This is a genomic window from Sporolactobacillus sp. STSJ-5 (assembly GCF_024385605.1).
In the GTDB taxonomy this organism is placed as follows: Bacteria; Bacillota; Bacilli; order Bacillales; family Sporolactobacillaceae; genus Sporolactobacillus.
Window position 1 is genome coordinate 1 of sequence record NZ_JANFOJ010000055.1, and the last position, 356, is coordinate 356.

Genomic DNA, 356 nt, shown 5'->3' on the forward strand with positions numbered 1-356 from the left:
AAAGCGCTTGGACTTTTGTTTGATTTTGAGGGATACATTCCTTCAGCATATTTTGGTGGGGGCCTATAGCTCAGCTGGTTAGAGCGCACGCCTGATAAGCGTGAGGTCGGTGGTTCGAGTCCACTTAGGCCCACCATTTATTGTGGGGCCTTAGCTCAGCTGGGAGAGCGCCTGCTTTGCACGCAGGAGGTCAGCGGTTCGATCCCGCTAGGCTCCACCATTATTATGTCAATTACGGCATTATGAACCTTGAAAACTGGATAACGAAAGCAACGAAAGAAAGTCAAGAAACATCCAAGACGATTGATGGATTATTCGTGATCTGTTGATCGTATGTGTGACGAATGAGGAGTAAG

Annotated in this window: 2 tRNA genes; both read left to right on the top strand. The window is 47.8% G+C overall.

The annotated features are described in order from the left end of the window. The first annotated feature begins 59 nt into the window (after nt 1–59). Nucleotides 60–136 (top strand) — tRNA-Ile (locus NOM01_RS17065). Between the two features lie 8 nt (nt 137–144). Beyond that, nucleotides 145–220: transfer RNA gene (locus tag NOM01_RS17070), tRNA-Ala, on the top strand. The last annotated feature ends 136 nt before the right edge of the window (nt 221–356 follow it).